General features: G+C 61.6%; 13 protein-coding genes. 4 read left to right on the top strand and 9 right to left on the bottom strand.

Annotation, left to right across the window (positions count from 1 at the left end; translation table 11 throughout):
* Positions 1 to 9: 9 nt before the first annotated feature.
* Positions 10 to 2,073 carry an ATP-dependent helicase gene (locus ASE04_RS24815; protein ID WP_056824289.1) on the top strand — a complete coding sequence of 688 codons (2,064 nt, stop codon included), beginning with the start codon at positions 10 to 12 and terminating at the stop codon, positions 2,071 to 2,073.
* Positions 2,074 to 2,092: 19 nt separating this feature from the next.
* Here ASE04_RS24815 and ASE04_RS24810 read toward each other — a convergent pair whose 3' ends face one another.
* The 3 genes from ASE04_RS24810 to ASE04_RS24800 are packed head-to-tail and all read right to left on the bottom strand — an operon-like array spanning position 2,093 to position 4,067.
* On the bottom strand, positions 2,093 to 2,881 hold the full coding sequence (locus ASE04_RS24810; protein ID WP_056824286.1) for an anti-sigma factor family protein: 789 nt from the start codon (positions 2,879 to 2,881) through the stop codon (positions 2,093 to 2,095).
* Positions 2,878 to 3,486, bottom strand: a complete 609-nt coding sequence (locus ASE04_RS24805; protein WP_056824283.1) for an RNA polymerase sigma factor — start codon at positions 3,484 to 3,486, stop codon at positions 2,878 to 2,880. The genes ASE04_RS24810 and ASE04_RS24805 overlap by 4 nt, the downstream gene beginning before the upstream one ends.
* A 38-nt stretch (positions 3,487 to 3,524) precedes the next feature.
* The gene (locus ASE04_RS24800; protein WP_056824280.1) at positions 3,525 to 4,067 is read right to left on the bottom strand and encodes a tetratricopeptide repeat protein; all 543 of its coding nucleotides are present in this window, start codon (positions 4,065 to 4,067) and stop codon (positions 3,525 to 3,527) included.
* 164 nt (positions 4,068 to 4,231) lie between these two features.
* Between ASE04_RS24800 and ASE04_RS24795 the strand changes: the two genes are divergently transcribed.
* The 3 genes from ASE04_RS24795 to ASE04_RS24785 all read left to right on the top strand — a co-directional run bounded on the left by ASE04_RS24795 (position 4,232) and on the right by ASE04_RS24785 (position 7,105).
* A complete protein-coding gene (locus ASE04_RS24795) occupies positions 4,232 to 5,287 on the top strand; it encodes a type III polyketide synthase (protein WP_056824275.1) in 1,056 nt (351 codons plus the stop codon).
* Positions 5,284 to 5,781: an isoprenylcysteine carboxyl methyltransferase family protein gene (locus ASE04_RS24790; protein WP_056824272.1), complete on the top strand. Its 498-nt coding sequence runs from the start codon at positions 5,284 to 5,286 to the stop codon at positions 5,779 to 5,781. The genes ASE04_RS24795 and ASE04_RS24790 overlap by 4 nt, the downstream gene beginning before the upstream one ends.
* 79 nt (positions 5,782 to 5,860) lie before the next feature.
* Positions 5,861 to 7,105 carry an NAD(P)/FAD-dependent oxidoreductase gene (locus ASE04_RS24785; RefSeq protein WP_056824269.1) on the top strand — a complete coding sequence of 415 codons (1,245 nt, stop codon included), beginning with the start codon at positions 5,861 to 5,863 and terminating at the stop codon, positions 7,103 to 7,105.
* Here the strand turns inward: ASE04_RS24785 and ASE04_RS24780 are convergent.
* From ASE04_RS24780 to ASE04_RS24755, 6 genes are all read right to left on the bottom strand, one after another.
* Positions 7,102 to 7,635, bottom strand: coding sequence for a gluconokinase (locus ASE04_RS24780; protein ID WP_056824267.1), 534 nt, complete (start codon positions 7,633 to 7,635; stop codon positions 7,102 to 7,104). The two genes, ASE04_RS24785 and ASE04_RS24780, sit on opposite strands and share 4 nt — an antisense overlap.
* Before the next feature lie 49 nt (positions 7,636 to 7,684).
* Entirely contained in the window at positions 7,685 to 8,527 is an 843-nt protein-coding gene (locus ASE04_RS24775) for a dipeptide ABC transporter ATP-binding protein (protein WP_056824264.1), read from the bottom strand.
* Positions 8,524 to 9,378, bottom strand: coding sequence for an ABC transporter ATP-binding protein (locus ASE04_RS24770; RefSeq protein ID WP_082597474.1), 855 nt, complete (start codon positions 9,376 to 9,378; stop codon positions 8,524 to 8,526). The genes ASE04_RS24775 and ASE04_RS24770 overlap by 4 nt, the downstream gene beginning before the upstream one ends.
* Before the next feature lies 1 nt (position 9,379).
* Positions 9,380 to 10,267, bottom strand: coding sequence for an ABC transporter permease subunit (locus ASE04_RS24765; RefSeq protein ID WP_056824262.1), 888 nt, complete (start codon positions 10,265 to 10,267; stop codon positions 9,380 to 9,382).
* 9 nt (positions 10,268 to 10,276) lie between these two features.
* The gene (locus ASE04_RS24760; RefSeq protein ID WP_056824257.1) at positions 10,277 to 11,281 is read right to left on the bottom strand and encodes an ABC transporter permease subunit; all 1,005 of its coding nucleotides are present in this window, start codon (positions 11,279 to 11,281) and stop codon (positions 10,277 to 10,279) included.
* 89 nt (positions 11,282 to 11,370) lie between these two features.
* Positions 11,371 to 12,966 (bottom strand): ABC transporter substrate-binding protein, encoded by a 1,596-nt coding sequence (locus tag ASE04_RS24755; protein WP_056824254.1) that lies wholly within the window; start codon positions 12,964 to 12,966, stop codon positions 11,371 to 11,373.
* Between the last annotated feature and the right edge of the window lie 70 nt (positions 12,967 to 13,036).

The raw sequence follows: 13,036 nt of genomic DNA, 5'->3' as shown, positions 1-13,036 counted from the left end.
AAGACATAGATGCCGGCAGCCGCCTATCTCGACAAGCTGAACGACCAACAACGGCTGGCTGTCGAACATGGAATTGGCGAGGACAAGGCGGCCGGGCCGCTGCTGATCATTGCCGGCGCTGGCTCGGGCAAGACAAACACGCTCGCCCATCGGGTGGCGCACCTCATCGTCAACGGCGCCGACCCGCGCCGTATTCTCCTCATGACCTTCTCCCGCCGCGCTGCCGCTGAAATGGCCCGGCGGGTAGACCGAATTTCGAGACAGGTGCTCGGCGCCAAAGCGGGCGCCTTGAGCGAAGCGCTGACCTGGGCCGGCACCTTTCACGGCATCGGCGCCCGACTGTTGCGGATCTATGCCGAACAGATCGGCCTGAACGTCGATTTCACCATCCACGATCGCGAAGACAGTGCCGACCTGATGAACCTCGTCCGGCATGAACTCGGGTTTTCCAAGACGGAAAGCAGGTTTCCGACCAAGGGCACCTGTCTTTCAATCTACTCGCGCGCGGTGAACTCCGAGGCGCCGTTGAACGAGGTGCTGAAGACCTGGTATCCTTGGGTGTCAGGATGGGAAGAGCAACTGCGGGAGCTGTTTGCCGGCTATGTCGAGGCCAAGCAGTCGCAGAACGTCCTCGATTACGACGACCTGCTGCTTTACTGGGCGCAGATGGTCAGCGACGACGAGCTTGCGGCCGACATCGGCGGACGCTTCGACCATGTTCTCGTCGACGAATACCAGGATACGAACAAGCTGCAGTCCTCGGTGCTGATGGCGCTGAGGCCGCAGGGGCATGGGCTGACGGTTGTCGGCGACGATGCCCAGTCGATCTATTCGTTCCGGGCAGCAACGATCCGCAACATCCTCGACTTTCCGAAAGCGTTCTCCCCGCCGGCCGATATCGTCACGCTCGATCGAAACTATCGGTCGACGCAGACGATCTTGGCGGCGGCAAACGGGGTGATCGACCTGGCGCGCGAGCGCTTCACGAAGAACCTGTGGACGGACCGGCAATCGGAAGAGCGCCCGAAGCTTCTGACCGTCAAGGACGAGACCGATCAGGCAAATTACATCGTCGAACAGATCCTCGCCAATCGCGAGGTCGGTATGCCTCTCAAGCAGCAGGCCGTGCTGTTTCGCACCTCAAGCCACAGCGGCGCGCTGGAGGTGGAGCTGACGCGGCGAAACATTCCGTTCGTCAAGTTCGGCGGGCTGAAGTTCCTGGATGCTGCGCATGTGAAGGACATGCTTGCAGTCCTCAGGTTTGCGCAAAACCCGAGAGACCGTGTCTCCGGGTTCCGGTTGCTGCAGATGCTGCCCGGCATCGGGCCGCAGACGGCGAGCAAGATACTGGATGCGATCGCGGCTGATCCGGAGCCGCTGGTCGCGCTTGCCGAGATACCGCCACCCGCAAAGACCGGCGAGCATTGGCCCGCATTGATCCAGCTGCTCGAGGGGCTGCGTCGCTCCGATGGGGCGTGGCCCGCTGAAATCGCTCAGGCCCGCACCTGGTACGAACCGCATCTCGAGCGCATTCATGAGGATGGCGAGACACGCAAGGCGGACCTGTTGCAGCTCGAGCAGATCGCGGCCGGCTATGCCAGCCGGGAGCGGTTCCTGACCGAACTGACGCTCGATCCACCGGATGCAACCAGCGACCAGGCGGGCGTGCCGCTGCTCGACGAGGACTATCTGATCCTCTCGACCATCCATTCGTCCAAGGGGCAGGAATGGCGGGCGGTGTTCATGCTGAATGTCGTGGACGGCTGCATCCCGTCCGATCTTGCCGTCGGAACCACCGATGAGATCGAAGAGGAGCGGCGGCTGCTCTATGTCGGGATGACCCGCGCCAAGGACAGCCTGACGCTCATCACGCCGCAACGCTTCTTCACCAGCGGCCAGCACGGCCAGGGCGACCGCCACGTTTATGCGTCGCGCACGCGCTTCATCCCGGTGACGCTGCTGCAGTATTTCGAGGCCGCCAGCTGGCCGCTGGTCAAGGCATCCTCCACGGAACGGAGCACGAAGCAAATTCGCGTCGACGTCGGGGCGCGCATGCGAACGATGTGGAGATAATCAGGACGGTAGCGCCTGTTTACGCCGCCACCCTGTTTTCGACATCGCCGGCGATCTCCTTCATCCTTTCCGGCGATGCGTGGCCGATCAGCATGAAGGCATGCGATCCCCTCGACCAATAGACCACGTTCATGCCTTTTCGCCCCTCCATGCGCAGCGGCTGCGCTCCTTCCTCCGTACGAACGATGCAGAGCGCAAGCGGACCGGTTTCGGGATCGAGATAGGCTATCTGGGCGAGCGGCTTGCCGTCATACTGCAGGACAAGCGCACGCTTGAATTCGACCCCCGACAAAGCGACAGACGCCGGCGACAGGGAAAGACCAAGCTTGTCGCGAATGACCGCAAGCTCGGCGGTCTGGGTCTCGATGCCAGGCGTCGGCCCCGAGAGCGTATCGGCCGTGTAGAGATCGATGTACTCGGCCACGACCGCGCGCCATTCGCTGCTTTCATCCCGGTCGAGATGCCGGCGCAGTCCGATGTAGCCACGGTCGACAGCAATGCCGGCAACGAGGCTTGCGGCGAGTGCGCCGAGGAAGGCGCGGCGCCCGGCTCTTGCTGGTCGGGCCTCGGGTAACGGCGAAAGCTTGGCCAGCATTGCCTGCAAATCATCATGAGGTGCTGCGGCGAGGAGCGGCGCGAAGGCCTGATCGAACGGAAGGCTGGCGCGCGACAGGAATTCGATGCGTTCGGCAACACCGCCATCGGCTGCAATCAGAGTTTCGATCCGGCGGGCATCGTCCGGGGAAAGTTCGCCGTCGAGAAAGGCGGTCAGTTCTTCATCAGAGGGGTGTTTTCTTTCGTCGCTCATCCTGCTGCCTCCCCTCCTGCGAGACCCTCGGCGAGCTTGGCGCGGGCCGCGGCAAGGCGGCTCATCACCGTTCCGATCGGGACATTCAATATTTCCGCCACTTCCTTGTAGGACAGGCCTTCCACATAGGCCAGGAAGACCGCCGCACGCTGCGCGTCGGGCAAACCGTTCACCAGACGCAATATCTGACCTCTCATCACGTGGCCTTCGACTTCGCGGGCGCCGTCCACCACGAGCGTGTCTTCGGCATCGACGAAACCATGTCCCTGGCGGACGCGCATCGAACGTATCTCGTTCAGCCAGATCGAATGCAGGATCGCGAAGAGCCAGCGGTCCAGCCGCGTGCCCGGCTGAAACTGGCCGGCTCGTTCCAGCGCTCGCATACATGTCTGCTGGACGAGATCGTCGGCCACGTCACGCCGGTGCGACAGGACGAGGCCATAGCGCCACAGCCGGGTAAGATGCCCGGCCAGCCCGCCTCTTATATCCGCTTCGCTCGCGATGACTGCCTCCGCCGCGGGTTTGTCGTCGGGGCCCGCAGATGCAACCTGCGGGCCTCGTCTTGCAGGACTATAGGCGGGAAACTCGGTGTAGGCGACCGGCATCGAAAAGCTCCCTGCGCACCGTATTTCCGCTCGGTCGATCAGATCTTCGAGGGATCGGTGATTGCTTCGTGCAGATCGCGATATTCCTCGCAGTCCGTACCGCAGATCGTCTTGATCGTGCTCAGCTGATCCTTGGCAAGATCGATCTGGCCCTTGATGACGTAGGCTTCGCCGAGGTACTCCCGCACTTTCGCGTAGCCGGGGTCGAGCTGCACGGATTTGAGGTAGTAGGAAATCCCCTCGTCCGTCCGTCCGAGTTTGCGCGTTGCATAGCCGCGGTAGTTCAGTGCTTCGGCGGTGTTCGGATTTTGCAGCGTGTCGAGCATGGCAAGCGCCTCGTCGTAACGCTCGGCTTTCGCCAGGGCGTAGGCGTAGTCGGCCCGATTTTCGTCGGTCACGTTGGCGCCCTGCTGCTTGACGCATTTCTGCGTCTTCTTGTCGTACATCTGACCCTTCTTGCACACCGGCATGGTCGCGCCGTCATCGCTTCCACCCGCCGCGAAAGCAGGCATCGACAGGGCCAGAGCCGCCATGCAGCCGCCAGCAACGACGGACGCAATCTTAACGCTCGCAGTCGTCATGGATTCATCTCCTTTGAATCGAGTTGCAGAGAATGAACACGCGGGCGGCGATTTTTATTCGAGGTCGGCGGGCATGATTTCGATCACACCTTTGTGAGTGCGCCCGGCGAATAAAATAGGCCGACGAGGGGTTTACTGTCTGCCGGGAGCAAGAGGAGCATTTCGTGGACAACAACGTGCAACTGCTGAGTCTCGCCACAGCGGTGCCTGAGCATATCATCCAGCAATCAGACGCCGCGGAAACGGCCGCACGCCTTTTCGCAGACCGCTTCCAGGATTTTCGCCATCTTGCTGGTGTTTTCACAAATGCCGGCATTCAAACCCGCCACGCCGCACGTCCGCTCAGCTGGTTTACCGAGCCGCATGGGTGGGAAGATCGCATGTCGGCATATGTCGATACGGCGCGGCGCATGTTTGCGGAAGCAGCAACGAAAGCGCTCGCCGATGCAGATCTCGCACCCGACGCTGTCGACTGCATCGTCACTGTCTCGTCCACCGGGCTCGCAACGCCCAGTCTCGATGCCCAGCTTGCGCGGCAGATGGGATTTCGACCCGACATCGAGCGTGTACCGGTCTTCGGCCTTGGCTGCGCCGCCGGGGTCTCGGGGTTGGCGGTCGCCGCGCGGCTGGCGAGAAACCGGCCGGGCGCTGTCGTACTTTTCGTCGCGATCGAACTCTGCACGCTGGCTTTCCGGCTGGACGAACTGACGCGCGCGAACATCATCGCCACAGCTCTTTTTGCCGACGGCGCGGCTGCCTGCGTGCTGAAAAGCGGCGTCGATGACGGCCTCATCGAGATCGAGGCGACCGGGGAGCATCTGTTTCCCGATACGCTCGGCATCATGGGCTGGAAGGTCGATGACGGCGGGTTCGGCGTGGTGCTGGCGCAGTCTCTTCCGCCGTTCGTCGAGGCAGAGCTTGGCGGAGCACTCGATTCCATCCTCGATCGCAACGGGCTTTCGCGGAATGACATCGGCCGGTTCATCTGCCACCCGGGCGGAACACGCGTGGTTGCAGCGCTTGAAACCGTTCTTGGTCTGCCGACAGGAACTCTGGATGTCGAGCGCGAGGTTCTCGCCGAATACGGCAACATGTCATCCCCAACAGTGCTTTTCGTGCTGCAGCGAGCGCTTCGACAGGGATTGCCGGAGCGATCCGCGATGCTGGCGATGGGGCCAGGCTTTTCGGCAAGCTGCATGACGCTCCGGAGGGTCGCATGATGTCTCCGGCGATCATCCTTCTCAGCTTCGTCACGCTGCAGCGGCTGGCTGAACTTCTGCTCGCCCGGCGCAACACGGAGGCCCTCCTCAGAAAGGGCGGTCATGAAATCGGCGCGCGGCACTATCCGCTTATGGTCACGCTTCATGCGCTCTGGCTCGGCGGACTGTGGTTGCTTGCGCCCGGACACAGCATCAATCCCATCTGGCTCGTGGCTTTCTGCCTGCTCCAGGCGGGCCGCATCTGGGTCATCGCGTCCCTGAAGGAGCGATGGACGACGCGGATCGTGATATTGCCGGGATCTGCGCTGGTCCGGAGCGGGCCTTACCGGTTCATGGCACATCCGAACTACCTGATCGTCGCGGGTGAGATTGCCACCCTCCCCCTCGCCTTCGGCCTGCCGTTCTATGCCCTGGGTTTCTCCCTGCTGAATGCGCTCATCCTGCGCGTTCGCATCGCTGCGGAAAGCACCGCGTTGGAGCGGGAATGTTTTTGAAATGAAACCGAAATTTCGTTTGCGCGGCAGGTTTTCCAGATGCATCTTCCTCGGCAAAATAGGGTGAGCTGCACGGAAAATGACGAAGACGGTAATTGTACTTGGTGCCGGCATTGTAGGCGTATCGACTGCCATTCATTTGCAACGCCGCGGGCGACAGGTTGTCCTGATTGATCGCAAGGCTCCGGGCCGCGAGACGTCCTTCGGCAATGCCGGTCTTATCCAGCGGGAGGGTGTGGTCCCATACGGCTTTCCCCAGCAGCTCGGCCTTCTGGTCCGCTACGCCTTCAACAACCGGATCGACGCGCACTACCATCTCAAGGCGCTGCCTGGCCAGCTTGCCTTCCTCGCGCGCTACTGGTGGAACTCCAACGCCAAACGCCACGAGATCATTTCGAAAGCCTATGCGCCGCTGATCGAGCATTCGATTTCCGAGCATAACGAGCTCATCGAGGCCTCGGGCGCGGAGCATCTGATCCGCAAGAACGGTTGGATGGAAATCTTCCGCACAGCTGCGCGGCGCGATGCGGAGCTCTGGGAGGCGGAGCGCCTTCAGCGTGAATTCGGCGTCAGTTACGAGACGTTGGGAAGTGCCGATCTCGCCAAGCTCGAGCCCGACATCAGAGGCGACTTCGTGGGGGCGTTGCGCTGGCGCGATCCCTGGTCGGTGCTCGATCCGCACGGCTTGACGGCAGCCTATCGAGACTACTTCGAGAGCCTGGGCGGCAGGTCCGTTACCGGCGACGCCAACTCGCTGGGGCGTTCCGGCAAGAGCTGGAAGGTCGTGACAAGTGATGGTCCTGTCGAAGCCGAAGACGCTGTGCTGGCGCTAGGCCCCTGGGCTGCGGTCGCGACGCGCCGGCTCGGCTACGCGTTTCCGCTCGGCGTCAAACGCGGCTACCACATGCATTACGACACAAAAGGCGATGCGACCCTCAACAACTGGACGCTGGATGCCGAGCGCGGTTACTTCCTCGCGCCGATGAGCCGGGGTATCCGCTTGACCACGGGCGCGGAGTTTGCCGCACTCGACGCACCGAAGACTCCGGTGCAGCTCGACCGTGCCGAAAAGGTGGCGCGCACGGTGTTTCCGCTTGGCGAGCGGCTGGATCCGGAGCCCTGGATGGGCGCCCGCCCGTGCACGCCGGACATGATGCCGGTTATCGGCAAGGCGCCTCGGCACGATGGATTGTGGTTCGCTTTCGGCCATGCCCATCACGGGCTGACACTGGGGCCGGTCACGGGCCGGGTCCTCGCGGAGCTGATCACCGGCGAGACGCCCTTCATCGATATTTCCGCCTATTCGCCGAAACGCTTCATCTAGGCGGCAAGAAGTTTTCGGAGATCACGAAGAGCGGTGGCGACGATGCCGTCGATCGTGTCGTCGATATCGACAGTGACGACACGCGCTTCGCCGGTCGGTACCTCAAGCGTCGCAAGCTGGCTTTCGAGCAGCGATAGCGGCATGAAATGGCCCTTGCGCTCGCCCATGCGCCTGGTCAGCAACTCCCCGGAACCTGAGAGGTAGACGAAATAGAGGTTGCCGCCGACGGCGTTGCGCAAACGATCGCGATAGATGCGCTTCAATGCCGAGCAGGACACCACAATGCCCCGGCCATTGCCGATCGACGCTTTCATTGCATCGCCGATCAGGTCGAGCCAAGGCATGCGGTCATCGTCGGTGAGCGGAATGCCCTTCGACATCTTCTCGACGTTCGAAGCAGGATGTAGGCGGTCGCCCTCGACGAAGCCGATGCCGAGCAACTCAGCCAGCTTTTCGGCTATCGACGTTTTCCCTGAACCACTCACCCCCATGACGATAATGGCATGGGGGTGGTTGTCGATCTCTGGCATTGCTCGTCTCGCTCGTTACGCCGGCCCGATCAGGCGCGGCGAGCGTGCCTTACGATGCAGCCGACAGGGATGCATTCTTGCGGGCCAGGCGTGCCTTGATGGTGTCGACATCGGCGCGCGGCGTGGCCGCAAACAGGGTCTTTGTATAGCTATGCTGCGGATCACTGAAGACCTGATCTCGCGATCCGTATTCGACGGCTTCACCGTAGTACATGACCATCACGTCGTCTGCCATGTAGCGAACGACCGAGAGGTCGTGGCTGATGAAGACGTAGGTCAGGTTCAACTCGTCCTGCAGATCGGCGAGCAGGTTCAGCACCTGAGCCTGCACCGACAGGTCGAGCGCGGAAACCGGCTCATCGAGAACCAGGAGCCGTGGCTTCAGCATCAGTGCGCGCGCGATGGCGATACGCTGGCGCTGCCCGCCCGAGAACATGTGCGGATAGCGATTGAAGTGGACGTCCTGAAGGCCGACCTTCTTCAGCATCGCCATCGCCAATTCTCGGCGTTCGGCTGCAGGCGTGTTGGTGTTGATGATCAGCGGCTCCATCAGGATATCGCCGATCTTCTTGCGCGGGTTCAGCGAGCCGTATGGGTTCTGGAAAACGATCTGCACCTTGCGGCGCATCTCGGGCGTCAGGTCGCCGGCTGCGATATCAACCTTCTTGCCGTCGATGAACAGCTCACCGCCGCTTGCCGGATCGATCATGGTGATGATACGGGCGAGCGTGGACTTGCCGCAGCCGCTTTCGCCGACGATCGCCAGCGTCTTGCCCTGCTCGACCTTGAAGCTCACGCCCTTGACGGCGTTTACGGTCTTCTCTTTCTTGAAGAGACCGCCCGGCAGATAGTAGTTGCGGACGATATTCTTGCCTTCGAGAACTGGCGTCATTGGGCCGCTCCCTGCACAGTCTTGTCTGGATTGAAAAGCTCGCCGATCGTCGGCAGGCGGTCGCCTGTCGCGTTGTCGGGCAAGGCTGCGAGCAGCGCGCGGGTATAATCGCTTTTCGGCGCTTCAAAGAGCGAGAGCACGTCGGCCTCCTCCATCTTGCGACCCTTGTACTGGACGATCACCCGATCGGCGGTCTCGGCAACCACGCCCATGTTGTGCGTGATCATGATGAGGCCCATGCCGTGCTCCGTCTGCAGGCGCATCAGGAGATCGAGGATCTGTTTCTGAATGGTGACGTCGAGCGCGGTCGTCGGTTCGTCGGCGATGAGAAGCTTCGGATTGCAGGCAATCGCGATGGCGATCATCACACGCTGGCACTGGCCGCCCGACATCTGGTGCGGGAAGTGGCCCAGGCGTTCGGCGGGATTGGGAATGCCGACAGCCTCGAACAGCTCGACAGCGCGCTTGCGCCGCGCAGCCTTGTTCATGCCCATGTGGATTCTCAGGACCTCTTCGATCTGGAACCCGACGGTGAAACAAGGATTGAGGCTGGCGATCGGCTCCTGGAAGATCATCGACATGTCCTTGCCGATGATGTTGCGTCGTTCGCGCGCGGACATGCCAAGCAGGTTGCGACCGTCGAAGACCATCTTGTCGGCGGTGACCTTTGCCGTCCACGGCAGGAGGCCCATCGCGGCGAGCATCGAGACCGACTTTCCAGAGCCGGACTCGCCAACGATGGCGAGGACTTCTCCGGCATGAACCTTGAGCGAGACGCCATCGACGGCGCGAAACGCACCGGTCGAGGTCTGGAACTCGACGACGAGATTTTCGATTTCGAGAAGTGCCATATCAGGACCTCTTCAGTTTGGGATCGAGCGCATCGCGCAGACCGTCGCCCATCAGGTTGATGGCGAGAACGGTGACGAGGATGCAAAGACCCGGGAAAGTGACGAGCGACGGCGAGCTCTGGAAGAATTCGCGTGCATCGGCAAGCATCGTGCCCCACTCGGATGTCGGCGGCTGGGCACCCATGCCGAGGAAGCCGAGGGCCGCCGCATCAAGGATCGCCGCCGAGAAGGCGAGCGTTGCCTGGACGATCAAGGGTGCCAGGCAGTTCGGCAGGATGGTCTTGAACATCAGGCGAAGCGTGCCGGCGCCGGCGACGCGGGAGGCTACGACATATTCCTTTTCACGCTCGCTGATGACGGCGGCGCGGGTCAGGCGGACGAAGTGCGGCTGGTTGACGATCGAGATCGCAATCATGGCATTCAACAGACCCGGGCCGAGAACCGCGACCAGCACGAGAGCCAGGAGCAGCGACGGGAAGGCCAGGATGATATCCATGACGCGCATGATGATCGTATCGGTACGGCCGCGGAAATAGCCGGCGATGAGGCCGAGCAACACGCCGGCGACCGCCGACAGCGAGGCGACGACGAGGCCGATGAACAGCGAAAAGCGCGTGCCGTAGATCAGGCGCGAGAGCATATCGCGGCCGACGGCATCGGTGCCGAGCAGATAGGCGCTGTTGCCGCCTTCCGCCCATGCCGGCGGCAGGCGCTGGAAGCCTGACGGTACGTTCGGATCATGCGGGGCGACGACGGATGCGAAGATCGCCAGCAGGAGAACGAAGACGAAGACGACGAGGCCGATGACCGCGCCCTTGTTGCGGGAGAAGTAGTACCAGAACTCCGACAGGCCGGAGGGTGTGGCAGACTTTGTGGTTGCCGTGCTCATGAGCCGCTCCTAGTGCCTGATGCGTGGGTTGATGAGACCGTACATGAGGTCGACGATCAGATTGACGAGCATGATGATGCCGGCAATCAGCAGCAATCCACCCTGAACGACGGTATAGTCACGCTTGAACACCGCATCGACCATCCACTTGCCGATACCCGGCCAGGAGAAGATGGTTTCCGTCAGGATGGCGCCGCCAAGGAGGACACCGACCTGCAGGCCGATCGAGGTAACGACCGGGATCATCGCGTTGCGCAGCGCATGGACGCCGACGACGCGGAGCGGCGCGAGGCCCTTGGAGCGGGCGGTACGAACATAGTCTTCGCCGAGGACTTCGAGCATGGCCGAGCGCGTCTGGCGCGCGATGACAGCCAGCGGAATGGTGCCGAGGACGATGGTCGGCAGGATCAGCGAGACGAATGCCGACTTGAAGGCGCCTGCCTGGCCGGAGAGCAGACTGTCGATCAACATGAAGCCGGTGACCGGCTTGAAGAAGTACATCAGCGAGATACGGCCGGACACGGGCGTCCAGTGCAGCGTATTCGAGAACAGGACGATGAGCAGCAGGCCCCACCAGAAGATCGGCATCGAATAGCCGATGAGGGCGACGCCCATCACGCTCTGGTCGAACCAGGTTCCTCGCTTGACCGCGGCAAAGACGCCGGCGGGAATGCCAAGCACGATGGCAAAAATGATCGCACAGAGCGAGAGCTCAAGCGTCGCCGGAAACAGCGAGCCGAACTCCTGCAAAACCGGGCGCTTTGTGACGATCGACGAGCCGAGGTCGCCCTGCACCACGTTGCCGAGGTAATCCAGGTACTGAACGTAGACAGGTCGATCGAGGCCGAGATCATGCATGACCTGGGCATGGCGTTCCGGCGCCATCACGCGCTCGCCCGACATCAGCATGACCGGATCACCGGGCAGCAGACGAATGAACGAGAAGGCGATGAGTGAAACGCCGATGAAGGTTGGGATCAGGATCGCAAGGCGTCCGATGAGAAATCGCAACATTGGCAAGTGTCCATAGTGTTCCGGCGGTCAGGTATCAAACCTGACCGCCGGCCAGCCCGGGGTTGCCGGGCATCTTTGCATATTTTTGATTACTCGGCGATATCAACGCCGTCGAAGCGGTGAACACCGACCGGATCCTGGACATAGCCAGAAACCTTGGCGCTCATCGGCACGAATTCCGTGGAGTGATCGAGCGTCGCCCACGGAGCTTCCTTCTTGAAGACAACCTGTGCTTCTTCGTAGAGCTTGGTGCGCTCGCCGAGGTCAGCGGTCTTCTTGGCCTTCTTCACGAGGGCGTCGAATTCCTTGTTGCACCACTGAGCGCGGTTGTTGCCGCCGACGGCTTCGCAGCCGAGCAGGGTGTCAAGGAAGTTGTCCGGATCGCCGTTGTCGCCGGTCCAGCCGAGGATCGCAGCGCCGTCACGGGCCTTGTCCTTGGAAAGCTTCAGGTATTCGGCCCATTCGTGGGTGACGATGTCGACCTTGACGCCGACCTTGGCGAGGTCAGCCTGCATCAGTTCAGCGGCGCGACGTGCGTTCAGCATGTACGGGCGCGAAACCGGCATTGCCCAGATCTTCATCGAAAGATCCTTGACGCCAGCCTTTTCGAGAGCCTTCTTGGCTTCGTCAGGATTGTAGGCATCGTCCTTGATGCTGTCGTTGTAGGACCACATCGTCGGCGGGATCGGGTTTTTGGCAACCTGGCCGGCACCCTGGAAGACGGCATCGACGATCGCCTGCTTGTTGATCGCCATGTTCAGCGCCTTGCGAACGTCAGGCTTGTCGAACGGAGCCTGCAGCGTGTTGTAGGCGAGGTAAGCGACGTTCAGGCCCGGCTGTTCCAGAACCTTGAGGTTCGAGTCTGCCTTCAGGTCCTTGATATCAGCCGCGTTCGGGTACGGCATGATGTGGCATTCGCCGGCCTTCAGCTTCTGCGTGCGAACCGAAGCGTCAGGGGTGATCGCGAAGACGAGATCGTCGATCTTTTCCTTGCCCTTGAAGTAGGTTTCGTTGGCCTTGTAGCGGATGACGGCATCCGGCTGATAGGCAACGAAGGTGAACGGACCGGTGCCAAGCGGCATCTGGTTCATCTGTTCCATCTTGCCGTCAGCCTGCAGCTTGTCGGCATATTCCTTCGACAGGACGGACGCGAAGTCCATTGCGAGGTCGGCGAGGAACGGCGCTTCCGGATGGTTCAGCGTGAACTTCACCGTCAGATCGTCGACCTTTTCGACGGACTTGATCAGATCGGGGAAGCCCATGCCGGCAGCGTATTCGTAGGAAACGCCGGCGACGTACTTGGCCCACGGGCTGTCAGCCTTCAGCTGGCGCTCGAACGAGAAGACGACGTCGTCAGCGTTCAGATCGCGGCTCGGCGTGAAGAACTCGGTGGTCTGGAACTTGACGCCCGGACGCAACTTGAAGGTGTAGGTCGTGCCGTCGTCAGAAACGGCCCAGCTCTCCGCCAAGCCCGGCTCGATTTCAGTCTTGCCGTGCTTGAATTCAACCAGGCGGCTGTAAACCGTACGCGAGGAAGCATCGAAGGTGGTGCCTGCAGTGTAGATGCCGGGATCGAAGCCTTCCGGCGAGCCCTCGGAGCAATACACGAGCGTTTTGGACCAGGCTGCGGATGCCATGGCCGAAGCCAGGACCGTCGCGGCCAACAAGACAGACATCTTTTTCATAAGATCGTTTCCCAGGTTTGTTCTTTTATTTGAGATGCCGGGCATTCCACCCGGATCGGCGGCAGATGGA

Origin of the sequence: Rhizobium sp. Root708 (assembly GCF_001429725.1) — a bacterium.
Lineage (GTDB): Bacteria > Pseudomonadota > Alphaproteobacteria > Rhizobiales > Rhizobiaceae > Rhizobium.
Note: the sequence above shows the minus strand (reverse complement) of the source record. Positions and strands in the feature narration are given on the sequence as shown.

Coding starts and splice junctions, on each gene's coding strand:
- ASE04_RS24815 (WP_056824289.1), top strand. CDS start 10: ATGCCGGCAGCCGCCTATCTCGACAAGCTGAACGACCAACAACGGCTG.
- ASE04_RS24810 (WP_056824286.1), bottom strand. CDS start 2,881: ATGAGCGACGAAAGAAAACACCCCTCTGATGAAGAACTGACCGCCTTT.
- ASE04_RS24805 (WP_056824283.1), bottom strand. CDS start 3,486: ATGCCGGTCGCCTACACCGAGTTTCCCGCCTATAGTCCTGCAAGACGA.
- ASE04_RS24800 (WP_056824280.1), bottom strand. CDS start 4,067: ATGACGACTGCGAGCGTTAAGATTGCGTCCGTCGTTGCTGGCGGCTGC.
- ASE04_RS24790 (WP_056824272.1), top strand. CDS start 5,284: ATGATGTCTCCGGCGATCATCCTTCTCAGCTTCGTCACGCTGCAGCGG.
- ASE04_RS24785 (WP_056824269.1), top strand. CDS start 5,861: ATGACGAAGACGGTAATTGTACTTGGTGCCGGCATTGTAGGCGTATCG.
- ASE04_RS24780 (WP_056824267.1), bottom strand. CDS start 7,635: ATGCCAGAGATCGACAACCACCCCCATGCCATTATCGTCATGGGGGTG.
- ASE04_RS24775 (WP_056824264.1), bottom strand. CDS start 8,527: ATGACGCCAGTTCTCGAAGGCAAGAATATCGTCCGCAACTACTATCTG.
- ASE04_RS24770 (WP_082597474.1), bottom strand. CDS start 9,378: ATGGCACTTCTCGAAATCGAAAATCTCGTCGTCGAGTTCCAGACCTCG.
- ASE04_RS24765 (WP_056824262.1), bottom strand. CDS start 10,267: ATGAGCACGGCAACCACAAAGTCTGCCACACCCTCCGGCCTGTCGGAG.
- ASE04_RS24760 (WP_056824257.1), bottom strand. CDS start 11,281: ATGTTGCGATTTCTCATCGGACGCCTTGCGATCCTGATCCCAACCTTC.
- ASE04_RS24755 (WP_056824254.1), bottom strand. CDS start 12,966: ATGAAAAAGATGTCTGTCTTGTTGGCCGCGACGGTCCTGGCTTCGGCC.